This window comes from Variovorax sp. PvP013 (assembly GCF_050435945.1).
Taxonomy (GTDB): Bacteria; Pseudomonadota; Gammaproteobacteria; order Burkholderiales; family Burkholderiaceae_C; genus Variovorax.
The window spans coordinates 526,245-549,697 of the sequence record NZ_JBNDLF010000002.1 but is presented as its reverse complement, the minus strand read 5'-3'; the positions used below and the strand labels follow the sequence as shown (position 1 = coordinate 549,697).

Genomic DNA, 23,453 nt, shown 5'->3' with positions numbered 1-23,453 from the left:
GGAAACGATGACGGTGCCTCGTCCTCAGGCCGCCAGCGCCTGCCGGTAGACCTCGGCGTACCGCGCCGCCGGGCCGGCCCAGTCGGCGCTGCGGCGCATGCCGGCGGCGCGCACGCGGCGCCAGTCGGCCGGCCGTTCGTAGAGGGCGAAGGCGCGGCGCACGGCGGCCGCGTAGCGGTGGGGCTCGAAGCCGTCGAAGACGAAGCCGGTGGCGCTGCCGTCGGCCATGTGCTCCAGCGCGCAGTCGACCACCGTGTCGGCAAGGCCGCCGACGCGGTGCACCAGCGGCAGGCAGCCGTAGCGCAGGCCGTACATCTGGGTCAGGCCGCAGGGCTCGAACATCGAGGGCACCAGGGTCACGTCGCCGGCGCCGAAGAGCAGGTGCGCGAAGCGCTCGTCGTAGCCGATGGTCGCGCTCACCGAGCGCGGCGTGGCGGCGGCGCGTCCGACGAAGGCGCGCTCCAGCGCGGCGTCGCCACTGCCGAGCACGGCGAGCTGGCCGCCGCGCGCGACCAGGGCGTCGAGCCCGTCGAGCACCAGCGGCTGGCCCTTCTGCTGCGTCAGGCGGCTGACCATCACGAACAGCGGCACGTCGGGGTCGACGACCAGGCCGAGCGACGCCTGCAGCGCCGCCTTGCACGCCGCCTTGCCGGCCGGGCGGCGCACGTCGTAGGGATGCGGGATCAGGGCGTCGGTGGCCGGGTTCCAGACGGCGTCGTCGACGCCGTTGAGGATGCCCGTGAGCGCGCCGGCGCGGTCGCGCAGCAGGCCTTCGAGTCCGCAGCCCTGCTCGGGCGTCTGGATCTCGCGCGCGTAGGTCGGGCTCACGGTGGTGAGTCGGTCGGCGTAGAACAGGCCGGCCTTCATGAACGAGAGCTGGCCGTGGAACTCGACGCCGCGGACGTCGAAGGCCTCGCGCGGCAGGCCCAGGCCGTCCAGCGCCCAGGCCGGGAACACGCCCTGGTAGGCCAGGTTGTGGACGGTGAAGACGCTGGCCGCGCGCGGGACGCCCGGCGTGGCCGGCGCCAGGGCCATGTACGCGGGCGCGAGGCCGGCGTGCCAGTCGTGGGCATGCACCACCTCGGGGCGCCAGGCCGGGTCCAGGCCCTGCGCCAGCCGCGCCGCCGCCCAGCCCAGGAGCGCGAAGCGGCGGTGGTTGTCGCCGTAGGGCTGGCGGGACGCGTCCTCGTAGGGGTTGCCGGGACGGTCGTAGAGCGCGGGCGCGTCGACGACGTAGGCGGTGATGCTCGTCGCGGCCGCTTTGGCCGAGGCCGGCGCGATGGCGATGCGGCCGAGCCGCAGCACGGCGCGCTCGCCCCAGGGGGCGTCGAACGCCGCCACCTCGACCGCGTCGGCCACGCCCGCGACGATGGCCGGGAAGCCCGGCAGCAGCACGCGCACGTCCTCCCCGGCGGTGCCGAGCGCCAGCGGGAGGGCGCCGGTGACGTCGGCCAGCCCGCCGGTCTTGAGCAGCGGGAACAGCTCGGCGCTGACTTGCAGGACGCGCATCAGGCGGGCGCCTTCTCGAGGGCCGTGAGCATGTCGCGCGTGACGAGCACCACGCCCGTCTCGGTGCGCTCGAAGCGTGCCGCGTCGGCCTCGGCGTCCTCGCCGATGACCATGCCCGCCGGGATCACGCAGCCGCGGTCGACCACGACCTTGCTCAGCCGCGCGCCGCGGCCGACCTCGACGTCGGGCAGCAGCACGGCCTGCAGGACGTCGCAGAACGAGTGGATGCGCACGCCCGAGAACAGCACCGAGTCCTTCACCTTGGACCCCGAGACGATGCAGCCGCCCGAGACGATGGTGTTGACCGTCGTGCCGTTGTTGCCGTCGATGTCGACGACGAACTTCGCCGGCGGCAGTTGGCGCTGGTAGGTCCAGATGGGCCAGTCGGTGTCATAGATGTCGAGTTCCGGGGTGACGGAGGCGAGGTCGAGGTTGGCGGCCCAGAATGCATCGATCGTGCCCACGTCGCGCCAGTAGGCCTGCGTCTGCGGTCCGCGCGGGCCGCGCGTGACGCACGACATGCCGAACGGGTGCGCCAGCGCGCGGCCGGCGGCCACGGCGCGCGGGATGATGTCCTTGCCGAAGTCGTGATCCGAGTCCGGGTTGGCCGCGTCCTCCTCCAGCAGCTGGTAGAGGTAGCTGGAATCGAACACGTAGATGCCCATGCTCGCGAGCGCGACGTCCGGGTGGCCGGGCATGGCCGGCGGGTCGGCCGGTTTCTCCAGGAAGGCGGTGACCTTGCGGTCGCCGTCGATGGCCATGACGCCGAAGGCGGTGGCCTCCATGCGCGGCACCTCGATGCAGCCGACCGTGCAGCCCAGGCCGCGTTCGGCGTGGTCCTTGACCATGATGGAGTAGTCCATCTTGTAGATGTGGTCGCCGGCGAGCACCACGACGTAGTCGTGCATCGTCGAGCGCGTCTGGATGATGTCGAGGTTCTGGAACACGGCATCGGCCGTGCCGCGGTACCAGTGCTCGTCGCCGGTGCGCTGCTGCGCGGGCAGCACGTCGACCATCTCGTTGAGCTCGGCGCGCAGGAAGCTCCAGCCACGCTGCAGGTGGCGCATGAGCGAGTGCGACTTGTACTGCGTGACCACCGCCATGCGCCGGATGCCCGAATTCAGGCAGTTCGACAGGGCGAAGTCGATGATGCGGAACTTGCCGCCGAAATACACCGCCGGCTTGGCGCGCCGGTCGGTCAGCTGCTTGAGCCGCGAGCCGCGTCCGCCCGCGAGCACGAGGGCGATGGTGCGCCGCACCAGCTGGTGCGACTGGAGCGGCGTGGCCGGGTTGCGTGGTGAGTCCATGGGTGTCTCCTGGGATTGGAATGCCGTGCCGCGGCGGCGTCGCCGCGCCGGTGTCGTCGTGTTGTTCTGGGACTCCCTGACGTTGATCACGCCAGCGTAGCACCGGCGGGGGCGGACGAGGCGCGGCAGGCGAGCCAAAGAGCGCCGGCCGGTTGTTTCCGCGACGCCGCCAGCGGCGCGTCCCGCGTCCCGTCGTCCGATGCCGCCTCGCTCGCGAACCGGCGCCGCCACGTGCCCGGCGGCAGATCGAACTCGACCGCCTCCGGACCGGCGTTCACCAGCACGAGCCATGCCACCTCCGAAGGCGGTGCGTCGAACAGGATCGCCAGCGCGTGGCGGCCACGGCGCAGCCAGTCCTCGGGCTGCATGTCGGTGCCGTCGGGGGTGAGCCAGCGCAGGACGCAAGCGCCGCCGGGCTCGTCCGCCGCCGCCGGGTGCGTCGCCGGCCACCAGGCGGTGCTGCGCAGCGGCACGGCCTCGCGGCGCAACGCGAGCAGCTGCGCGACGCAACGCTGCAGGCCGGCGTCGGCCTGCGCCCAGTCGAGCCAGGTGGTCGCGTTGTCCTGGCAGTAGGCGTTGTTGTTGCCGCCCTGGGTGTGGCCGATCTCGTCGCCGGCCAGCAGCATCGGCGTGCCCTGCGACAGCAGCAGGGCGGCGAGCAGCACGCGCTGCAGCCGGGCGCGACGCTCGCGCACGGCGGGGTCGGCCGTCTCGCCCTCGACGCCGCAGTTGCGGCTGAGGTTGTGGCCGCTGCCGTCGCGGTTGCCCTCGCCGTTGGCCAGGTTGTGGCGCTCCTCGTAGCTCACCACGTCGCGCAGGGTGAAGCCGTCGTGCGCGGTGACGAAGTTGACGCTGGCCGCCGGCGAGCGGCGTCCGTGCTGGAACTCCCCGCTGGAGCCGGCGAAGCGGTGCGCGAATTCGCCCAGGCCGGTGCCGTGGTCGAGCCAGAAGCCGCGCTGGGCGTCTCGGAAGCGGTCGTTCCATTCGAGCCAGCCCGGCGGGAAGCCGCCCAGCCGGTAGCCGCCGGGGCCGATGTCCCACGGTTCGGCCACGAACAGCGCGCGCGCGAGCACCGGGTCCTGCGCGACGGCGGCCAGGAACGGCGCGCGCGGGTCGAACTCGCCGCCGGCGCGGCGCGCCAGCACCGGCGCGAGGTCGAAGCGGAAGCCGTCGACACCCAGTGCCTGCACCCAGTGGCGCAGGCTGTCGGTGGCCAGCTGCACGACGCGCGGCTCGGCGAAGTTCAGGCAGTTGCCGCAGCCGGTCCAGTTCTCGTAGCGGGCGCGGTCGTCGGCGCGCAGGTGGTAGTAGCGCGCGTTGTCGATGCCGCGCAGCGACAGCGTCGGGCCGGCCTCGTCGGTCTCGGCGCTGTGGTTGTAGACGACGTCGACGAGCAGCTCCATGCCGCGCGCGTGCACCGCCTCGGCCAGGGCGCGGAACTCGCCCGCCGGCGTGGTGCCCGGGCGGCCGCTCCAGTAGCGCGCCTCCGGGGCGAACCAGCCGATGGTGCTGTAACCCCAGTGGTTCGTCAGGCCCGCCTTCAGCAGCCGTTCCTCGTCGGCGCGGTGCTGCACCGGCATCAGGCTGAGCGTGGTGACGCCCAGGCGCCGCAGGTGGTCGAGCACGACCGGCTCGGCCAGGCCGGCGTAGGTGCCGCGCAGGGCCTCGGGCACGCCGGGGTGGCGCATCGTCTGGTTGCGCACGTGGAGTTCGTAGACGACGCGGTCCGTCGCGGCGATGCGCGCGCGGGATTCGATCGGCGGCGGCAGGGCGCCGGCCGGCACCGGGACCTCGACGCGCGCCTTGAGCGCGACGGCGGCGTTGTCGCGCACGTCGCGCCGCGCGGGCTGGCCGCTCGCGTGGCCGAGGAACAGGTCGCCGCCGTCGTAGCGCCCGACGATCTCGCGGGCGTACGGGTCGAGCAGCACCTTGGCCGGATTGAAGCGCGCGCCCTCGTGCGGCGCCCAGCGGCCATGCACCCGGTACCCGTAGACCAGGCCCGGGCCGGCGCCGGGGAGGCGGCCGTGCCAGACGCCGTCGGTGCAGGCCGGCAATGTCAGGCGCTGCTGCTCGCCGCGGCCGGCGGCGTCGAACAGGCAGAGCTCGACCTTCGTGGCATCGGGCGCCGCGAGCGCGAAATCGACGCCGGCGGGGCCGGCCGTGGCACCCAGGGGAAAGGGCCGTCCTTCGGTGAGCATGGGAATCGGTCGTACCGGATGTGGAAGGAATGCGTTTGCAGCAAGGGTCGGGCCAGACTGTAGGGCGTTGACCGCGATAATCCCTCCTCCCCGGCCGACCGAGCGCCGGGCCGTTGCCCGAACCCCCATGAATCCCAGCTACAAGCCCTCCGAAGTCGAAGCCAGCGCCCAGCAGCAGTGGACGGCCGCCGACGCCTACCGCGTGACCGAGGACGCGTCCCGGAAGAAGTACTACGCCTGTTCGATGCTGCCCTATCCCAGCGGCAAGCTGCACATGGGCCACGTGCGCAACTACACCATCAACGACATGCTCGCGCGCTATTTGCGCATGTCGGGCTACAACGTCCTCATGCCCATGGGCTGGGACGCTTTCGGCCTGCCGGCGGAGAACGCGGCGCTCAAGAACGGCGTGCCGCCGGCGAAGTGGACCTACGAGAACATCGACTACATGCGCGGCCAGCTCCAGGCGATGGGCCTGGCGATCGACTGGAGCCGCGAGATCGCCACCTGCGATCCGGCCTACTACAAGTGGAACCAGTGGCTGTTCCTGAAGATGCTGGAGAAGGGCATCGCCTACCGCAAGACCCAGGTCGTCAACTGGGACCCGGTCGACCAGACCGTGCTGGCCAACGAGCAGGTGATCGACGGCAAGGGCTGGCGCACCGGCGCCACGGTCGAGCGCCGCGAGATCCCCGGCTACTACCTCAAGATCAGCGACTACGCCCCCGAACTCCTCGAGCACACCCAGCACAAGCTGCCGGGCTGGCCCGAGCGCGTGAAGCTGATGCAGGAGAACTGGATCGGCAAGAGCGAGGGCGTGCGCTTCGCCTTCCCGCACGACATCCGCGGCGACGACGGCCGAGCCATCCAGGACGGCCGCCTGTACGTCTTCACGACACGCGCCGACACCCTCATGGGCGTGACCTTCTGCGCCGTCGCGCCCGAGCACCCGCTCGCCCTGCACGCGGCGAAGACCGACCCGAAGGTCGCCGCCTTCATCGACGAGTGCAGGAACGGCGGCACCACCGAAGCCGAGCTCGCCACGCAGGAGAAGAAGGGCGTGCCCACCGGCCTCGTGGTGTCGCACCCGATCACCGACGAGCCGGTGCCGGTGTGGGTCGGGAACTACGTGCTGATGAGCTACGGCGACGGCGCCGTCATGGGCGTGCCGGCGCACGACGAGCGCGACTTCGCCTTCGCCAACAAGTACGGACTCGAGATCATCCAGGTCGTGCTGGTCGACCACGAACCGCATTTCGACTATCACAAGTGGCAGGACTGGTACGCCGACAAGACCCGCGGCGTGACCATCAACTCCGACAACTTCAGCGGCATGCACTTCAAGGAGGCCGTCGCCGCCGTCGCGCACGCGCTGGAGCAGAAGGGGCTGGGGGAGAAGCAGACCACCTGGCGCCTGCGCGACTGGGGCGTGAGCCGCCAGCGCTACTGGGGCACGCCGATCCCGATCATCCACTGCCCCGAGCACGGCGCCGTGCCGGTGCCCGAGGCCGACCTGCCGGTCGTGCTGCCCACCGACTGCGTGCCCGACGGCTCCGGCAACCCGCTCGTCAGGCACGAAGGCTTCCACGCCGGCGTCGTCTGCCCGGTGTGCGGCCAGCCGGCGCGCCGCGAGACCGACACGATGGACACCTTCGTCGACTCGTCGTGGTACTTCATGCGCTACTGCGACCCGAAGAACGACCAGGCCATGGTCGGCGCGGGCGCGCGGTACTGGATGCCGATGGACCAGTACATCGGCGGCATCGAGCACGCCATCCTGCACCTGCTCTACGCGCGGTTCTGGACCAAGGTGATGCGCGACCTCGGCCTGGTGACGGTCGACGAACCCTTCGCCAGGCTGCTCACGCAGGGCATGGTCCTCAACCACATCTACTGGCGGCGCAACGAGAAGGGCGGCAAGGACTACTTCCCGCCCTTGGAGGTCACGCCGGTGCTCGACGCGCAGGGCCGCATCACCGGCGGCACCTGGACCGACGGCTCGGCGGTCGAGTACGGCGGCGTCGGCAAGATGGGCAAGAGCGAGCGCAACGGCGTCGACCCGCAGGACCTGATCGAGAAGTACGGCGCCGACACGGCCCGCCTCTACACCATGTTCACCGCCCCGCCGGAGGCCACGCTGGAATGGAACGACGCGGCCGTCGAGGGCAGCTACCGTTTCCTGCGGCGGGTGTGGAACTTCGGCGTCGCGCGGCAGGCCGCGCAGGCCGACGCCGGGGTGCCGGGCACGCCAGCCGCCTTCGGCAAGGCCGCCCAGGCCCTGCGCCGCGAGGTCCACATCGTCCTGCGCCAGATCGACTACGACTACCAGCGCATGCAGTACAACACCGTCGTCTCGGGCGCGATGAAGCTGCTCAACGCGCTGGAGTCGTTCAAGTCGACCGGCGAGCCGGGCGACGCGGCGGCGCTGCGCGAAGGCTTCGGCATCCTGCTGCGCGTGCTCTACCCGGCCACGCCGCACATCGCGCAGCAGCTGTGGAACGAGCTGGCCTACGCCCGCGACCATGGCGAACTGCTCGACGCGCCTTGGCCGGTGGTCGACCCCGACGCGCTGGTGCAGGACGAGATCGAGCTGATGCTGCAGGTCAACGGCAAGCTGCGCGGCGCGGTGCGCGTGCCCGCCGGCGCCTCCAAGGAGGAGATCGAGGCGATCGCGCGCGGCAGCGAGGCGCTGGCCCTGCACGCGGCGGGCGCGGTGCCCAAGCGCGTGATCGTGGTGCCCGGCCGGCTCGTCAACGTGGTCCTGTGACACGCTCAACCGATCGCCCCGTGCGCTCCATCCCGATGAAGACGACCCTCCCCGCTTTCCCGTCGCGCCGCGGCGCGCTCGCCCTGCTGGGCGCCCCGGTGCTGGCCGCCGGCCTCGCCGGCTGCGGCTTCGCGCTGCGCAAGGCGCCGATCTTCGCCTTCAAGACGCTGTCGGTGGGCGGCAACTCGGCCTTCATCAACTACCTGCGCCGCCTGATCGCCGCCGCCGGAACGGTCACGCTGCTGCCGGCCGAGCGCGCCAACGAGGCCGAGGCCATCCTGGCGATCCTGGGCGAAGGCCGCGAGCGCCGGGTGCTGTCGACCAACTCGGCCGGCGAGGTGCGCGAATTGCAATTGCGCCTGCGCGTGCGCTTCCGGCTCTACACCCCCGCGGGCAAGGAGCTGCAGGCCGACGAGATCATCCAGCAGCGCGACCTGACCTACAACGAGACGTCCGCGCTGGCCAAGGAGGGCGAGGCCGAGCTGCTGTTCCGCGACATGCAGAACGACATCGCCCAGCAGCTCCTGCGCCGGCTCGCGGCGGTCAAGGAACTGTAGGCGGACGCACCCCATGCAATTGAGCCCGGCGCAGTTGCCGGCGCACCTGGCCAAGGGCCTGCGGGCGCTCTACGCGATCCACGGCGACGAGCCGCTGCTCGCGCAGGAGGCGGCCGACGCCATCCGTGGCGCGGCCCGCGAGCGCGGCTACACCGAGCGCACCTCCCACACGGTGGCCGGCGCGCACTTCGACTGGAGCACGGTGCTCGCCGCCGGTGGCTCGCTCAGCCTGTTCGCCGACCGGCAGGTGGTGGAGATCCGCATCCCCTCGGGCAAGCCCGGCAAGGACGGCAGCGCCGCCCTGCAGCAGATCGCCGAGGCCGCCGACGGCAACGACACCACGCTCACGCTGGTGCTGCTGCCGCGCCTGGACAAGGCCACGCGCAGCGGCGCCTGGTTCATGGCGCTGGAGAACCACGGCGTCACGCTGCAGGTCGATCCGGTGGAGCGTGCCGCGCTGCCGCAGTGGATCGCCCAGCGCCTGGCGCAGCAGGGCCAGCGCGTGAAGGCCGGCGAGGAGGGCCAGCGCACGCTGCAGTTCTTCGCCGACCGCGTGGAGGGCAACCTGCTGGCCGCGCACCAAGAGATCCAGAAACTCGCGCTGCTGCACCCGGCCGGCGAGCTGGCCTGGGATCAGGTCGAGGGCGCGGTCAACAACGTCGCGCGCTACGACGTCTTCAAGCTTTCCGAGGCGGTGCTCGCCGGCCAGCCGGTGCGCGTGGCGCGCATGCTCGACGGCCTGCGCGCCGAGGGCGAGGCCGAGGTGCTGGTGCATTACGCCCTGGCCGAGGACATCCGCGCCTTGAAGCGCGTGAAGGACGCCATGGCCGCCGGCCGGCCGCTGCCGATGGCCTTGCGCGAGAACCGCATCTGGGGCGCGCGCGAGCGGGCCTTCGAGCGCGTGCTGCCGCGCCTGGACGACCGTGCCCTGGCGCGGCTGCTGCGCGCCGCGCACGTGGTCGACGGCATCGTCAAGGGCCTGCGGCAGCCGGACTGGCCCGCCGGCGGCTGGCCCGCCCTGCAGCGTCTGGCGCTGATGCTGTGCCGCGCCTGCATGGCCGCGCCGGCCACCGCATAGCCGGGACGGCGCAGGCGCTTTCGGGCGCCGGGGACGGCGGCGGTGGGAAAATGCCGTCATGAACGCCTTCAACCCGAACGAATCCATGCAGGCCCTGGGCTCCCAGGCCAAGGCCGCCTCGGCCCTGATGGCCAAGTCCAGCGCCGCCGTCCGCAACGCCGCCCTGCGGGCGCTGGCCCGCCGCCTGCGCGAGGCCGGCCCCGGCCTGGCCGAGGCCAACGCCCGCGACATCGCGCGCGCCACCGCCGCCGGCCTCGCCGCGCCGATGGTCGACCGCCTCAAGCTCACGCCGCCGGTCATCGAGACGGTGGCCCTCGGCTGCGAGCAGCTCGCCGCCATGGCCGACGTCATCGGCGAGATCATCGGCCTCAAGCAGCAGCCCAGCGGCATCCGGGTCGGCCAGATGCGCGTGCCCATCGGGGTCTTCGGCATGATCTACGAGAGCCGGCCGAACGTGACCATCGAGGCCGCGAGCCTGGCCATCAAGAGCGGCAACGCGGCGATCCTGCGCGGCGGCTCGGAGGCCATCGAGTCGAACAAGGCGCTGGCGCAGCTGGTGACCGAGGCGCTGGAGGAGGCCGGCCTGCCGCCCGAGGCCGTGCAGCTGGTGCGCACCACCGACCGCGAGGCCGTCGGCCAGCTCATCGCGATGCCGCAGTTCGTCGACGTCGTCATCCCGCGCGGCGGCAAGGGGCTGATCGAGCGCATCAGCCGCGAGGCCAAGGTGCCGGTCATCAAGCACCTGGACGGCAACTGTCACGTCTACGTCGACGACACGGCGCCGCTGGACATGGCCGTGCGGGTGGTCGACAACGCCAAGACGCAGAAGTACAGCCCCTGCAACGCCGCCGAGGGCCTGCTGGTGGCGGCCTCGGTGGCCGAGATCTTCCTGCCGGAGATCGCCGCCGTGTTCGCAGCCAAGGGCGTGGAGATGCGCTGCGACCCGGCCGCCGCCGCCATCCTACGCGCCGACACGCACGCGGGGGTGGCCGAGCGGGTCGTCGACGCGGTGGAATCGGACTGGTCGGAGGAGTACCTCGCCGCCGTCATCAGCATCAAGGTGGTGGCCGGGCTGGACGAGGCGATCGACCACATCAACCGCTACTCGAGCCACCACACCGACGCCATCGTCACGCGCGACCACGTCCACGCCCAGCGCTTCCTGCGCGAGGTCGACTCGGCCAGCGTGATGGTGAATGCGAGCACGCGCTTCGCGGACGGCTTCGAATACGGGCTGGGTGCGGAAATCGGCATCAGCACCGACAAGTTTCATGCGCGTGGTCCGGTCGGGATCGAGGGGCTGACTTCGTTGAAATACGTGGTGCTGGGGCAGGGCGAGATCCGCGGCTGACCGCGTGGACGATCGGCGGCGGCGGGCGGTGTCGCCGTCGAGTCACGGCTTGCGTTGCGAATCGTCGCGTCGTCCCCAGATCCTGAAGTTCCACTCAACTTTTTCGCGCAACGCACAAGGCCGCCGTATGGTCCCCCACCTCGTCACCGCCCTGACCGGCCCGATCAACGAACTCGAACAGCGCGTCCTCGACTCCACTCCGGCCATCGAGCGCTGGTTCCGCCTCGAATGGATGGAGCACACGCCGCCGTTCTACAGCGCGGTGGACATCCGCAACGCCGGCTTCAAGCTGGCGCCGGTGGACACCAACCTGTTCCCGGGCGGCTGGCACCACCTCACGGCGCAGATGCTGCCGCTGGCGGTGCAGGCGGCCCAGGCGGCCATCGAGAAGATCTGCCCTGAGGCGCGCAACCTGCTGGTGATCCCGGAAAACCGGTCCGACAGCACCTCCTACCTGGCCAACATCGCCCAGCTGGTGCGCATCTTCCACATGGCCGGGCTCAATGTGCGCGTCGGCTCGATCGATCCGGCGATCAAGGCGCCCCGCACCATCGAACTGCCCAGCGGCGACGTCGTGACCCTGGAGCCGGTGGTGCGCACCAAGCGCCGCCTGGGCATCAAGAACTTCGATCCCTGCACCATCCTGCTGAACAACGACCTCGCCGCCGGCACGCCGGGCATCCTGGAGGACCTGCACGAGCAGTACCTGCTGCCGCCGGTGCACGCGGGCTGGTCGATCCGCCGCAAGAGCAACCACTTCCGCGGCTACGAGGAGATCGCGAAGCGCTTCGGCAAGCTGCTGGGCATCGACCCGTGGCTGATCAACCCGATGTCCACCCACGCCCGCGACGTCGACCTGTCCACGGGTGCCGGCCAGGACGACATCGCCGGCCACGTCGACGCCATGCTGGCCAAGGTGCGGCGCAAGTACAAGGAATACGGCATCAACGAGAAGCCCTTCGTCGTCGTCAAGGCCGACGACGGCAGCCACGGCATGGGCGTGACCACGGTGCGCGACGCCAAGGACTTCGAGGCGTTCGGTCGCCGGCTGCGCGAGCAGGCCGAGGGCGGCGGACCGGGCCTCGGCACGCACGACGTGATCGTCCAGGAAGGCGTGCTGACCAACGAGCGCGTGCACGACGGCGTGGCCGAGCCGGTGGTCTACATGATGGACCGCTACGTGGTGGGCGGCTTCTACCGCGTGCATGCCGGCCGCAGCACCGACGAGACCCTGGCCCTGCCGGGCGCGAGCTTCGTGCCGCTGGCCTTCTCCGACAGCGCGCACCTGCCGCAGCCCGGCGCCAAGCCGGGAGCCAGCGCGCCCAACCGCTTCTACATGTACGGCGTGATCGGCCGCCTGGCGATGGTCGCGGCCAGCTATGAGATGGAAGCGACCGACCCGGACGCCGAGATCTACGAGTAACAAGCGTCCTCGACTTTGCCGCTGCAATGCGGCAAAGGCAGAATAGCGGCCCCACAGCCAACGGAAAACCAGGCGACGCGACACGAACGGGCAGTGCGGCCCGGGCATCGCATCGGCGCGCTTCCACCCGACTCGTGTCTTCCCCCAAAAGTTCCTCGGCCGGCCTGATCCTCGGCGCCATCGGCGTCGTCTACGGCGACATCGGCACCAGCGTGCTCTACGCCACCAAGGAGGTGTTCGGCCACGGCCACGTGCCCTTCACGATCGAGAACGTCTACGGCATCCTGTCGATGTTCTTCTGGACGCTGACCGTCATCGTGTCGATCAAGTACGTGGTGTTGGTGCTGCGGGCCGACAACGAGGGCGAGGGCGGCCTGGTGGCGATGCTGGCGCTGGCCTCGCGCGCCGTGGCGGACAAGCCGCGATTGCGCGGTGTGCTGCTGGCCGTGGGCATCTTCGGCACCTCGCTGTTCTACGGCGACGGCGTCATCACGCCGGCCATCTCGGTGCTCTCGGCGGTCGAGGGCCTGGAGGTGGTGTCGCCGCACTTCACCCACTACGTCATCCCGATCACGCTGGTGGTGCTGTTCGTGCTGTTCCTGGTGCAGAAGCGCGGCACGGCGGGCATCGGCAAGTTCTTCGGGCCGGTGACGCTGGTGTGGTTCGTCGTGCTGGCGGTGCTGGGGGTCTCGCAGATCGTCAACCACCCGGAGATCCTGAAGGCGATCAACCCTTACTACGCGCTCAAGTTCATCTGGGACAACCCGCTGACCAGCTTCATCGTCCTGGGCGCGACCGTGCTGTGCGTGACCGGCGCCGAGGCGCTCTACGCCGACCTCGGCCACTTCGGCAAGGGGCCGATCCGCATCGCGTGGTTCTCGGTCGTGATGCCCGCGCTCACGCTGAACTACTTCGGCCAGGGCGCGCTGCTGCTGGAGAACCCCGAGGCGGTGAAGAACCCGTTCTTCATGATGGCGCCGGAGTGGGCGCTGATCCCGTTGGTGCTGCTGGCCACCCTGGCCACGGTGATCGCCTCGCAGGCGCTCATCACCGGCGCCTTCAGCGTCACGCGCCAGGTGATCCAGCTGGGCTACCTGCCACGCCTGAACATCGAGCACACCAGCGTGCGCTCGGCCGGGCAGATCTACATCCCGTTCATCAACTGGGGGCTGTTCGTGGCCATCGTGCTGGCGGTGGTGATGTTCCGCTCGTCGAGCAACCTGGCCGCGGCCTACGGCATCGCCGTGACCACCGACATGCTCATCACGACGGTGCTGACCTTCTTCGTCATCCGCTACGCCTGGAAGCTGCCGCTGGCGCTGTGCATCGGTGCGACCTCGGCCTTCTTCGTCATCGACTTCGCCTTCTTCGCCTCCAACCTGCTCAAGCTGCCCCAGGGCGGCTGGTTCCCGCTGATGATCGGCGGCGGCATCTTCATGCTGATGATCACCTGGAAGGAGGGGCGGCGCCTGATGGGCGAGGCGCAGCGCTCCGACGCCATCGACCTGCGCAGCTTCCTCGACGCCGTCTTCGTCAGCCCGCCGGTGCGCGTGGAGGGTTCGGCCGTCTTCCTGACCGCCGAGCCGGGCTCGGTGCCCAACGCGCTGCTGCACAACCTCAAGCACAACAAGGTGCTGCACGAGCAGAACCTGTTCGTCACGGTGCGCAGCCACGAGGTGCCCTGGATCCCGATGGCGCAGCGCGTGGAGATCACGCCGCTGGGCCACCATTGCTGGCAGGTGGTGGTGAACTACGGCTTCAAGAACGACATCGACCTGCCGCGCGCCCTGGAGAACGCCCGCATGCGCGGCTGTCAGCTCGAGCGCATGACGACGAGCTACTTCCTCTCGCGCGACGTCGTCATCCCCACGCTGGGCAGCGGCATGGCACCCTGGCGCGAGAAGCTGTTCGCGCAGATGCACCACAACGCCAGCGGCGCGGCGGGCTTCCTCAACCTCCCGACCAACGCTGTCGTAGAGCTGGGCTCCAAGATCGAGATCTGAGGACGGAGCCCCTCGCCCGGATCTTGCGTGTGCCGCATCCATGCCTTCCCTGCGCCACAGCCACTTCGAGGACGCCCAGGCGATCTTCGCCGGCACGCTGTTCGTCTCGCTCGCGTTGATCCTGTTCAAGCAGGTCGGGCTGATGACCGGCGGCGTGGCGGGCATCGCCTTCCTGCTGCACTATCTGACGGGCATCGGCTTCGGCAAGTTGTTCTTCCTGATCAACCTGCCGTTCTACGGCTTCGCTTGGGTGCGCATGGGACGCGAGTTCACGCTCAAGACCTTCGTGGCGATCACGGTGCTCTCGGCGATGACCGAGTGGTCGCCCGCGCTGTTCGCCATCGAGCGGCTGCATCCGGCCTACGCGGCGGTGCTCGGCGGCCTGCTGCTGGGGGCGGGCTGCCTGTTCCTGGCGCGGCATCGCGGCAGCCTGGGCGGCGCGACGATCGTCTCGCTCTACATGCAGGAGAAGCACGGCTGGCGCGCCGGCAAGGTGCAGATGGCCATCGACTGCAGCATCGTCGCGCTGGCCTTCCTGGTGATCGATCCGGTCCGGGTGCTGTACTCCGTGCTGGCGGCGGTGGTGATGAGCGTGTTCCTGGCGGTTAACCACAAGCCGGGGCGCTACGTGACGGCGGTGTAGCGCCGCCGGACGCGCCGCCTCCGCCGGACCTGTTCAGGCGAAGTCCTCCGGGCGCTCGGCCGCCAGCGCCTGCATGTGCGCGGCGATGGCGCCCGGCGTGGTGAACCAGATCTCGCCCCGGTCCCGGGCGCGCGCCAGGTGCTGCAGCGCGGTGCGCAGGTGCCGCAGGCGGTAGGGCTGGCCGACGATGTACGGATGCAGCGCCAAGCCCATCACCAGCGGCTGCGCGCACGACTGCGCGCGCATCTCGTCGAAGTTGTCGATCACCAGGGCGGCGAAGTCCTTCATGTCCATCTGCCGGCCCATGATCATCGGGATGTCGTTGAGCTCCTGCGGGTAGGGCACCGACCAGAGCGTGCCGCCGCCGCGCGTGCGCAGGCGCGTCGGCTGGTCGTCGTGGCACCAGTCGAGGGTGTAGGCGTAGCCGGTCTCGGCCAGCAGGTCGGGCGTCAGGGCGCTCTCGGAGATCCAGGGCGACAGCCAGCCCGTCGGCACGCGACCGCTCTCCTTTTCCATGCGGTCGCGGCAGCGCAGCAGCAGGGCGCGCTCGTCGGCCTCGGCGAGTCCGCCCTGGCGCTCGGCGTTGCTGTGGCCGTGGCCGACGAGCTCGTCGCCGCGCGCCACGCAGGCCGCCACCAGTTCGGGGCAATGGTCGTAGAGCGCGGTGTTGACCAGCGCGCCGGCGGGCAGACCGAGCGCGTCGAACAGCTCGAGGCAGCGCCACGCGCCCACGCGGTTGCCGTACTCGCGCCAGGCGTGGTTGAGCACGTCGGGCTGCGGCGAGGCCGGGCCGATCCCGGCGCCCAGTCCGTCGCCGAAGGCGAAGTGCTCGATGTTGAAGCCGAGGTACACCGCCAGCCGGGCGCCGTTCGGCCAGAGGTGGTCAGGGCGCCGCGTGATGGGCCGGTAGTCGAAGCGGCCGTGGTCGGGAAGCCGGTCGGGCCAGCGGACCGCAGTGGGGGTGGGATTCGTCATCCGGAGACGCTCAGAGGGTGGCGAGGCCGGCGCGCACCAGCAGCCATTCGGCGCTGTCGTTCCAGACGTCCATCCGCACGATCAGACCGTGGCTGACCACGTAGCGGTCGACATAGCGGTTGCCCTCGAAGGCCTCGCCGTCGGGCCAGGCGCCGTACAGCGTGCCCAGGCTGTAGACCACGGTCTCCTCCGGCGTGCCGCCGGCCACCACCTCGGTGCGCTCGATCCGCTTCTTCACCCAGGCGTAGCGCTGCGCGTTGAAGGCCGAGGTGTCGGCGGGCCGCGTCATCGGTCGGTTGCCGGTGAAGCGGATGCGGATGTCCGGCGCCGTGTGGCGCGAGGCGGACGCGGGGTCGGGGATCATGACCAGGCGCAGGAACTCGTCGACCACGGCGGCGGGGTCGGTCGGGGTCGGAGTCGGGGCGTCGGTCGCTCGGTCGGTGTTCATGGGGCGCTCCATCGGATGGCGTGGGGGCTGGAAGGCACTGCGTGGGCAGCGGTCGGCATGTGCTCGTGCTGCAAGTCACATGCCCGTCGTCGACGTTCCCACGTCGGCCCGGCCGGATCCGTGCGATCGGATGCGACCTCGCCGTCGTCCGGCGCCTCGCGCGACGGGCGGGCGACGCGACGCGCCCGGTCGCAGGACTGCCGCCGCGTGCCCGGCACAATCCCGCGATGCGTTTCTTCAAGGACCTGAGCCTTTCCGCCTTCACGGCCGGCTTCGTCGCCGTGCTGGTGGGCTTCACCAGCTCGGTGGTGATCGTGTTCCAGGCCGCGCAGGCCTTCGGCGCGACGCCGGCGATGATCGCCTCGTGGATGTGGGCGCTGGGGCTGGGCATGGGGCTGGCGTCGGCGCTGCCCTCGCTGTGGCTGCGCAAGCCCGTGATGGTGGCCTGGAGCACGCCCGGCGCGGCCGTGCTGGCGACCGCCGGCGCCGGCCACGGCATGGGCGAGGCGGTGGGCGCCTTCATCGTCTGCGCGGCGCTCGTCACGCTGGCCGGCGCCACCGGGTGGTTCGAGCGCGTGATGAACCGCATCCCCATGGCGATCGCCTCGGCGCTGCTCGCCGGCGTGCTGGCGCGCTTCGGCCTCGCCGGCTTCGCCGCCGCGCAGACCGCGCTGCCGCTGGTGCTGCTGATGCTGGGCACCTACCTCGCCGGCAGGCGCTTCGTGCCGCGCTACGCGGTGCCGCTGACGCTGCTGGCGGCCGTGGCGTTCACGGCGGCGCGCGGCGAGCTGTCGTGGTCGGCGGTGCATTTCAGCCTGGCGGTGCCGGTCTTCACGATGCCGGTGTTCACCTGGCAGGCGGCCGTCAGCCTGGCGCTGCCGCTGTTCGTCGTCACCATGGCGTCGCAGAACCTGCCGGGCGTGGCGGCCATCCGCGCGGCCGGCTACGACCTGCCGATCTCGAAGCTCATCACCCTGACCGGCGTGGCGACGCTGGTGCTCGCGCCCTTCGGCGGCTACGCGCTCAACCTCAGCGCCATCACCGCCGCCATCTGCATGGGCCGCGAGGCGCACGAGGACCCGGCGCGGCGCTACGCGGCGGCCGTGAGCTGCGGCGCGATCTACGTCGTCATCGGCCTGTTCGGCGCCGCCGTGACGGGATTGCTGACGGCGTTCCCGAAGGAGCTGGTCGCCGCCATCGCCGGGCTGGCGCTGCTGGGCACCATCGGCGGCGGGCTGGCCGCGGCGCTGCGCGAGGAGCCCTACCGCGAGGCGGCGCTCATCACCTTCCTGGTGACGCTCTCGGGCGTGACCGTCGCGGGCATCGGCTCGGCCTTCTGGGGCGTGGTGGCGGGCGCCGTGGCGCTCGCGGTCCAGCGCGTCGGCCGCGCAAAGACCCCCGCCGACAAGGACATCGCGCCGGCCTGCAAGATCAGGCTCGACGCCCGCGCGGGCGCCCCCGCGGCCGTTTCCCCGGCCGATCCGGCGGCGTCCCTGGGCACCGCCACCTCCTCGAATCCTTCCTCCCCGACCCGACCATGAACCTCCTCTTCGTCGCCGACCCGATCGAGCAATTCAAGACCTACAAGGACACCACCTTCGCGATGATGCGCGAGGCCCAGCGCCGCGGGCACCGCATCGCGGCGTGCCTGCCGCAGGACCTGCAGTGGAAGTCCGGCGGCGTGGTGGAGGCGACGGTGCGCAAGATCACGCTCACCGGCGCGGCCGACGACTGGTTCCACGAGGACGGCCTGGAGACGAAGGCGCTGAAGGACTTCGACGCCGTGCTGATGCGCAAGGACCCGCCCTTCGACGCCGAGTACATCTACGCGACGCACCTGCTGGAACAGGCCGAGCGCGAGGGCGCGCGCGTGGTCAACAAGCCGCGCGCGTTGCGCGACCACCCGGAAAAGCTGGCGATCATGCAGTTCCCGCAGTTCACCACGCCGACCCTGGTCACGCGCAGCGAGGCGGCGGTCAAGGCCTTCCACGCCGAGCACGGCGACGTCATCCTGAAGCCGCTCGACGGCATGGGCGGCATGGGCATCTTCCGCGTGCGGCAGGACGGCCTCAACCTGGGCTCGATCGTCGAGACCCTCAACAAGGGCGGCGCCGAGACCATCATGGTCCAGCGCTTCGTGCCGCAGATCGCCGAGGGCGACAAGCGCATCCTGATCATCGCGGGCGAGCCGGCGCCCTTCGTGCTCGCGCGCATCCCGCAAGGCGGCGAGGTGCGCGGCAACCTGGCCGCCGGCGGCAAGGGCGTGGCGCAGCCGCTGACCGCCCGCAACCGCGAGATCGCCGAGACCGTGGGCCGCACGCTCGCGCCGCGCGGCCTGCTGCTGATCGGCTTGGACGTCATCGGCGACTCGGTCACCGAGATCAACGTCACCAGCCCGACCTGCTTCCAGGAGATCACCGACCAGACCGGCTTCGACGTGCCGGCGATGTTCGTGGATGCGCTGGAGGCGCACCTGGCGGCGTCGTAGAGCGCCGCTCGCACCTGGCGTCAGCCGGCGCTCGGCGCGACAGGATCAGAAGTCGATGGAGCCGCTCACCGACACGGTGCGCGGCGCGCCGAGCACGAGGTAGTTGGAACCCTGCGTGCCGCCCACCGATGCCCAGTAGGCCTTGTTGGCGAGGTTGTCGATGCGGGCGCGCAACGTCAGCAGGCGACCGTTGCCGATGTCCACCAGGTAGCGCGCACCGATGTCCATGCGGGTCCAGCCCGGCACTTGCTGCGTGTTGGTCGCATTGGCGTATTGCTTGGACGTGTACAGGACCCGCGCATTCAGCGACAGGTTGGGAACGCCGGGAACGTCCCATTCGGCTCCCAGGTTCAATTGCTTGTCCGGCACGCCGATGGCATCGAGCCCATTGGTCGCATTGCCCTGGGTCTGCCGCTGCTTGGCATCCAGCAAGGTCAGGCCGCCGAGCACTCGCACGCCCTGGGCCGGTTGCCCGAAGACCGAGAACTCCAGACCACGATTGCGCTGCTCGCCATAGGCACCGTAGGTCTGTCCCTGGTAGTAGTAGGTCGGTTGATCGGTGGTGAAGAATGCCGCGCCCGCGCCGAGAGTGCCGCCGTCGTACTTGACGCCGACTTCCTTCTGCTTGGCGCGGTAGGGTGCGAAGACCTCGCCGGCATTGGTCACCGGAAGGTTGTTCACCGTCGTGCCCGCGACGTTGCCCTTGACCAGGCCCTCGATGTAGTTGGCGTAGACCGACGTGTTCGGGGCGGCCTTGAACACGACGCCCGCCACCGGCGTCGTGCGGCTCTTGTCGTAGCTGCTGGACTCGACGCCCGTGGTGTAGGCGAAGCTGGTCTGCTCGATGGTCTGGCGGCGGGCGCCCAGCGTGAGCAGCACACGGTCGTCCGCGAAGGACATCGTGTCGGCCACGGCGAGGCTGGAGGTCCGGATCTTGTCGGTCAGTCCCGGGGCGCTCAGCGCATTGCCGACGAATCCGTTGGCCACCGGGAGGGCCGACGCGAAGGGCGAATAGATGTTGTTGAGCACCGCGCCGGAAGAGATCGCATAGGCGTTCTTGCGGTCGTTGCTGTAGCTCGCCAGCGAGGCCACCACCGTGTGCTTCACCGAGCCCGTCGTGAACCTGCCGCGCGCACCGAGTTCTCCGGTGCCGACCTTGTCGTCGCGCGTGTTGCTGAAGCGCGTGTTGCGGGTGCCACCGGCGGCGTTGGTGAGGGTCGGGTTGGACAGCACGTTGTCCTCGTCGCTGCGGCGTATCCCGCCCGCAGCCCAGGCGGTGATGCCTTCGGTGATGTCCACCTCGGCGCGCACGGTCGCGAACTTGTCGCGCTCCTTCGAGTAGGTCCAGGGCTGCGCGAAGTTCACGTCGGCGGAGGGCGCACGCGGGATCGGCAATGTGGCCGATGGTGTCAGGCTGGGACGGCCCTCGCGCAGGTCGTAGTTCTGGTAGCCGACGTCGGCCGACACCCGCACGTTGCGGCTGCGCCAATCCAGGCCGACGCCCACGGCGCTGAGTTCCTGCTTCTCGTTGTCGATGCCGGTGCCGCCGTCGCGGCGCACGGCGTTCACACGGATGCCTGTGCTCTGGTCGGGTCCGAAGCGGCGCGCGATGTCGGCATTCACGAAACCCTGGCCGCCGGTCTGCACGCCGAGGCCGACGCGCGTCAAGGATTCGCTCGGTGCCCGTTTCGGCAGCAGATTGATGGCGCCGCCGATGCCGCTGCCGCCAGGGGCCGCACCATTGAGGAAGGTGTTGGCGCCTTTGAAGACCTCGACGCGCTCGAAGAATTCGGAGGCGATGTACTGGCGCGGCAGCATGCCGTAGAGGCCGTTGTACGAAACGTCGTCCGAATACACCGGAAAGCCCCGCACCACGTAGAGTTCCTGGAAGTTGCCGAAGCCGCGTGCCTGCCGCACCGATGGGTCGTTCAGCAGCACGTCGGCGACACTCTTGGCCTGCTGGTCCTGGATGAGTTCGTTGGTGTAGCTGGTGGTCGAGAACGGCGTGGCCATCACGTCCTGCGTGCCCAGGATGCCGACCCGTCCGCCGCGCGCCACCTGGCCGCCGGCAAAGGGCTTGGCGAGGCCTTCGGCCGAGGCGTCGGCGCTGGCCTCGACGGTCACGGTCGAGAGGGTGGCGTTGCCACCGTCGGCGGTGGCGGCGGGCGCGGTCTGCGCCAGGGCGCCGAGCGCGTGGAGCGCCAGGGCGGCGGCGATCGTGATCGGGCGGAGCGGGAAGGAGGAGGACATCGGGATGGGAATGAGCGTGGGACGGTTTCGCGAATGCGAACCGTTATTATCCTCATCCGGCTGGCGTCAGCGTCCGCTCTCGGTGGCGGGAACCGTCGCACTGTTGTTTGGATGCGACCTTCGGTGCTACATCGCCTCGACCGTGCTCAGCGCTGCCGACGGCCGTCCACGAACACCGCCAGCTCGCCCGGCGCGAAGGCCGTCCAGATCTCGTTGGTGGTCAGCGGCGCGGTCACGACCATCGCCACGCGGTCCTCGGGCGTGGTGTGCTGGGCGAAGTCGATCGCCACGTCCTCGTCGGCCAGGTGGGCCAGCATGAAGGGGTGCTGGCGCTCGATGTACCAGAGGTGGGTCGAGGCGTGCGACCACAGCGCCTGGCCGTTGGAGAGCATGAAGTTGAAGGTGCCGTGGCGCGCCACGCGGGGCGCGAGCTCGCGCAGCGTCAGCGTGAGCTCCTCGATGCTGGGCACGTCGGCGTGCGACTTGGCCAGCTCCTGCATCAGCCAGCAGAAGGCGTGCTCGCTGTCGGTGTCGCCCACCGGATGGAAGCTGCCGTGCAGCCGGGGCCGGAAGTCCTTGAGATCGCCGTTGTGGGCGAAGACCCAGTAGCGGCCCCACAGCTCGCGCACGAAGGGGTGGCAGTTCTGCAGGTTGACGCGGCCCTGGGTCGCCTTGCGGATGTGGGCGATGACGTTGCGGCTCTGGATCGGGTAGCGGCGGATCAGTTCGGCCACCGGCGACTCGCACGCGGGCAGGTGGTCGACGAAGTGCCGCAGGCCGCGGTCCTCGAAGAACGCGATGCCCCAGCCGTCGGCGTGATGGTCGGTGCGCCCGCCCCGGTGCGCGAAGCCCCGGAAGCTGAAGGTGACGTCGGTGGGCGTGTTGCAGTTCATGCCGAGCAGCTGGCACATGGGATCAGGACTCCTTGGGACGCGAGGCGGGCGACGGGGCATCGCCATCGGTGCGCAGCTGCCAGGCCGCCAGCAGCGCGATGGCGCACAGCGACGCGAGCATCAGAAAGACTTCGTTGAAGGCCGCGAGCCGCGCCGGGCTGCTCGCGGCCCGGGCGAGCGAGTCGCCATGCGCGGCGAGCCGCCATTCGAGCGCGATGGCGCACAGGCTCACGCCGGCGGCGCCGCCGAGCATGCGCAGGAAGCTGATCGCGCTGGCGCCCTGCGGGATCAGCGGCTTGGCCAGCGGCCGCATCGAGCCCAGGTTGAGCGAGGGCAGGATGAAGCCCAGCCCGACGCGCCCGACGATGGCGAAGGCCACCAGCCACCACAGCCGGCTGTCCATGCGCAGCGTGACCATCAGCGCGAACGAGACGGCCAGCAGCGCCAGTCCGATGCTCACTAGCAGCCAAGTCGGCTGGCGGTCGGCCAGGCGCCCGACGCCGGCGATGGTGATGGCCAGAACGATGCCTGCCGGCAGCATGATCGTGCCCACGTGCGAGGCCGACAGGTGCAATGCCACCTGCATGTACACCGGCAGCAGGTAGGTCGAGCCGAACAGGGCCGCGCCGTAGATGAAGGCCACCACGCTGCCCATCGAGAACTGGCGGTAGCCGAAGAGGCCCATGTGCATCAGCGGCGACTCGCCGTGCGCCGTCATGCGCCGCTGCAGCCGGATGAAGGCCACCAGCGCGACGACGGCGCCGGCGAGCAGCACGCCCGCCTGCAACGGCGAGTCGCCGCGCAGCGCCACCAGCCCGTTGAGCAGGCACAGCGTGCCCGCCGTGCCGATGAGCAGGCCGCGCCAGTCGAGCGCCCGGTCGCGCGCCGCCGCCACGCCGCCGGGCGCGGTGACCGGCACGAAGCGGTAGGCCAGCGCGATCGACACGACGCAGAACGGCACCACCATGAAGAAGATCGAGCGCCAGCCGAACAGGTCGACCAGCACGCCGCCGATGCTCGGGCCGATGGCCGGCGCCAGCACCACGCCCATGCCGAAGATGCCGCTGGCACGGCCCTGCTCGTGCGGCTCGAAGGCGCGCAGGATGATGATGGCCGGAATGGGCTGCACCACGCCCGCGGCCAGGCCCTCGACGATGCGCGCGGCCAGCACCAGCGAGAAGTCCGTCGCCAGCCCGCCGGCCACGCCGCCGGCCAGCAGCAGCACCATCGTGCCGACGTAGGTGCGCCGGTAGCCGTAGCGCCCGAGCAGCCAGGGCGTGGTGAGCATCGACACCGTCATCGCCACCATGAAGCCCGAGCTGACCCACTGCGCGCGCTCCTGCCCGAGCACGAAGTAGTGGCTCATGTCGGGAATGGCCACGTTGACGATGGTCGAGGACATGATGGACGCCATCACGCCGACCATCACCGACAGCAGCAGGAACCACCGGTAGCGCTCGCCGTAGCGGGCCCGCAGGGGAGAGACGGGGTCGGGATTGGACATGGGTGTCCTACGAGGATATCGGCCTTTGCGAGGCGGGGTTGCAGGAGGAGGCGCCCAAC

17 protein-coding genes are annotated in these 23,453 nt (G+C 70.6%); 9 read left to right on the top strand and 8 right to left on the bottom strand.

Annotation, left to right across the window (positions count from 1 at the left end):
* Positions 1-24: 24 nt before the first annotated feature.
* The 3 genes from glgA to glgX form a co-directional block, all read right to left on the bottom strand.
* A complete protein-coding gene (gene glgA / locus ABID77_RS10325; RefSeq protein WP_429594686.1) occupies positions 25-1,509 on the bottom strand; it encodes a glycogen synthase GlgA in 1,485 nt (494 codons plus the stop codon).
* Positions 1,509-2,816 (bottom strand): glucose-1-phosphate adenylyltransferase, encoded by a 1,308-nt coding sequence (gene glgC / locus ABID77_RS10320; protein WP_429594683.1) that lies wholly within the window; start codon positions 2,814-2,816, stop codon positions 1,509-1,511. Before glgC ends, glgA begins: the two co-directional genes overlap by 1 nt.
* Positions 2,817-2,902: 86 nt before the next feature.
* Positions 2,903-5,014: a glycogen debranching protein GlgX gene (gene glgX / locus ABID77_RS10315; RefSeq protein WP_429594681.1), complete on the bottom strand. Its 2,112-nt coding sequence runs from the start codon at positions 5,012-5,014 to the stop codon at positions 2,903-2,905.
* A 127-nt stretch (positions 5,015-5,141) separates the two neighbouring features.
* Here glgX and leuS point away from each other — a divergent pair, with 127 nt between their 5' ends.
* The 7 genes from leuS to ABID77_RS10280 all read left to right on the top strand — a co-directional run bounded on the left by leuS (position 5,142) and on the right by ABID77_RS10280 (position 14,836).
* Positions 5,142-7,781 (top strand): leucine--tRNA ligase, encoded by a 2,640-nt coding sequence (gene leuS, locus ABID77_RS10310; protein ID WP_429594678.1) that lies wholly within the window; start codon positions 5,142-5,144, stop codon positions 7,779-7,781.
* A gap of 35 nt (positions 7,782-7,816) precedes the next feature.
* Positions 7,817-8,338 (top strand): LPS assembly lipoprotein LptE, encoded by a 522-nt coding sequence (gene lptE / locus ABID77_RS10305; RefSeq protein ID WP_429594675.1) that lies wholly within the window; start codon positions 7,817-7,819, stop codon positions 8,336-8,338.
* Between the two features lie 13 nt (positions 8,339-8,351).
* Positions 8,352-9,416: a DNA polymerase III subunit delta gene (holA, locus tag ABID77_RS10300; protein WP_429594672.1), complete on the top strand. Its 1,065-nt coding sequence runs from the start codon at positions 8,352-8,354 to the stop codon at positions 9,414-9,416.
* Between the two features lie 58 nt (positions 9,417-9,474).
* Positions 9,475-10,767, top strand: coding sequence for a glutamate-5-semialdehyde dehydrogenase (locus ABID77_RS10295; protein ID WP_429594670.1), 1,293 nt, complete (start codon positions 9,475-9,477; stop codon positions 10,765-10,767).
* A 127-nt stretch (positions 10,768-10,894) separates the two neighbouring features.
* On the top strand, positions 10,895-12,190 hold the full coding sequence (gene gshA / locus ABID77_RS10290) for a glutamate--cysteine ligase (RefSeq protein ID WP_429594668.1): 1,296 nt from the start codon (positions 10,895-10,897) through the stop codon (positions 12,188-12,190).
* 134 nt (positions 12,191-12,324) lie between these two features.
* On the top strand, positions 12,325-14,193 hold the full coding sequence (locus ABID77_RS10285; RefSeq protein ID WP_429594665.1) for a potassium transporter Kup: 1,869 nt from the start codon (positions 12,325-12,327) through the stop codon (positions 14,191-14,193).
* A 40-nt stretch (positions 14,194-14,233) separates the two neighbouring features.
* On the top strand, positions 14,234-14,836 hold the full coding sequence (locus tag ABID77_RS10280) for a YitT family protein (protein ID WP_429594663.1): 603 nt from the start codon (positions 14,234-14,236) through the stop codon (positions 14,834-14,836).
* Positions 14,837-14,869: 33 nt separating this feature from the next.
* On the opposite strand, the gene ABID77_RS10275 is transcribed toward ABID77_RS10280, so the two are convergent.
* Positions 14,870-15,811, bottom strand: a complete 942-nt coding sequence (locus ABID77_RS10275; protein ID WP_429594660.1) for a polysaccharide deacetylase family protein — start codon at positions 15,809-15,811, stop codon at positions 14,870-14,872.
* A gap of 10 nt (positions 15,812-15,821) precedes the next feature.
* Positions 15,822-16,259 (bottom strand): nuclear transport factor 2 family protein, encoded by a 438-nt coding sequence (locus ABID77_RS10270; RefSeq protein ID WP_429594658.1) that lies wholly within the window; start codon positions 16,257-16,259, stop codon positions 15,822-15,824.
* A 227-nt stretch (positions 16,260-16,486) separates the two neighbouring features.
* Here ABID77_RS10270 and ABID77_RS10265 point away from each other — a divergent pair, with 227 nt between their 5' ends.
* Positions 16,487-17,800 (top strand): benzoate/H(+) symporter BenE family transporter, encoded by a 1,314-nt coding sequence (locus ABID77_RS10265; protein WP_429594655.1) that lies wholly within the window; start codon positions 16,487-16,489, stop codon positions 17,798-17,800.
* Positions 17,797-18,747, top strand: a complete 951-nt coding sequence (gene gshB, locus ABID77_RS10260; RefSeq protein WP_429594653.1) for a glutathione synthase — start codon at positions 17,797-17,799, stop codon at positions 18,745-18,747. Before ABID77_RS10265 ends, gshB begins: the two co-directional genes overlap by 4 nt.
* A 45-nt stretch (positions 18,748-18,792) precedes the next feature.
* Here the strand turns inward: gshB and ABID77_RS10255 are convergent, their stop codons facing one another.
* The 3 genes from ABID77_RS10255 to ABID77_RS10245 form a co-directional block, all read right to left on the bottom strand.
* Positions 18,793-20,997 (bottom strand): TonB-dependent receptor, encoded by a 2,205-nt coding sequence (locus ABID77_RS10255; RefSeq protein ID WP_429594651.1) that lies wholly within the window; start codon positions 20,995-20,997, stop codon positions 18,793-18,795.
* 146 nt (positions 20,998-21,143) lie between these two features.
* Entirely contained in the window at positions 21,144-21,908 is a 765-nt protein-coding gene (locus ABID77_RS10250) for a class II glutamine amidotransferase (RefSeq protein ID WP_429594648.1), read from the bottom strand.
* Between the two features lie 4 nt (positions 21,909-21,912).
* A complete protein-coding gene (locus ABID77_RS10245) occupies positions 21,913-23,394 on the bottom strand; it encodes an MFS transporter (protein WP_429594646.1) in 1,482 nt (493 codons plus the stop codon).
* Positions 23,395-23,453: the final 59 nt, after the last annotated feature.

Coding starts and splice junctions, on each gene's coding strand:
- ABID77_RS10270 (WP_429594658.1), bottom strand. CDS start 16,259: ATGAACACCGACCGAGCGACCGACGCCCCGACTCCGACCCCGACCGAC.
- holA (WP_429594672.1), top strand. CDS start 8,352: ATGCAATTGAGCCCGGCGCAGTTGCCGGCGCACCTGGCCAAGGGCCTG.
- ABID77_RS10265 (WP_429594655.1), top strand. CDS start 16,487: ATGCGTTTCTTCAAGGACCTGAGCCTTTCCGCCTTCACGGCCGGCTTC.
- lptE (WP_429594675.1), top strand. CDS start 7,817: ATGAAGACGACCCTCCCCGCTTTCCCGTCGCGCCGCGGCGCGCTCGCC.
- ABID77_RS10275 (WP_429594660.1), bottom strand. CDS start 15,811: ATGACGAATCCCACCCCCACTGCGGTCCGCTGGCCCGACCGGCTTCCC.
- glgA (WP_429594686.1), bottom strand. CDS start 1,509: ATGCGCGTCCTGCAAGTCAGCGCCGAGCTGTTCCCGCTGCTCAAGACC.
- ABID77_RS10295 (WP_429594670.1), top strand. CDS start 9,475: ATGAACGCCTTCAACCCGAACGAATCCATGCAGGCCCTGGGCTCCCAG.
- ABID77_RS10280 (WP_429594663.1), top strand. CDS start 14,234: ATGCCTTCCCTGCGCCACAGCCACTTCGAGGACGCCCAGGCGATCTTC.
- glgC (WP_429594683.1), bottom strand. CDS start 2,816: ATGGACTCACCACGCAACCCGGCCACGCCGCTCCAGTCGCACCAGCTG.
- gshB (WP_429594653.1), top strand. CDS start 17,797: ATGAACCTCCTCTTCGTCGCCGACCCGATCGAGCAATTCAAGACCTAC.
- leuS (WP_429594678.1), top strand. CDS start 5,142: ATGAATCCCAGCTACAAGCCCTCCGAAGTCGAAGCCAGCGCCCAGCAG.
- ABID77_RS10245 (WP_429594646.1), bottom strand. CDS start 23,394: ATGTCCAATCCCGACCCCGTCTCTCCCCTGCGGGCCCGCTACGGCGAG.
- glgX (WP_429594681.1), bottom strand. CDS start 5,014: ATGCTCACCGAAGGACGGCCCTTTCCCCTGGGTGCCACGGCCGGCCCC.
- ABID77_RS10255 (WP_429594651.1), bottom strand. CDS start 20,997: ATGTCCTCCTCCTTCCCGCTCCGCCCGATCACGATCGCCGCCGCCCTG.
- gshA (WP_429594668.1), top strand. CDS start 10,895: ATGGTCCCCCACCTCGTCACCGCCCTGACCGGCCCGATCAACGAACTC.
- ABID77_RS10250 (WP_429594648.1), bottom strand. CDS start 21,908: ATGTGCCAGCTGCTCGGCATGAACTGCAACACGCCCACCGACGTCACC.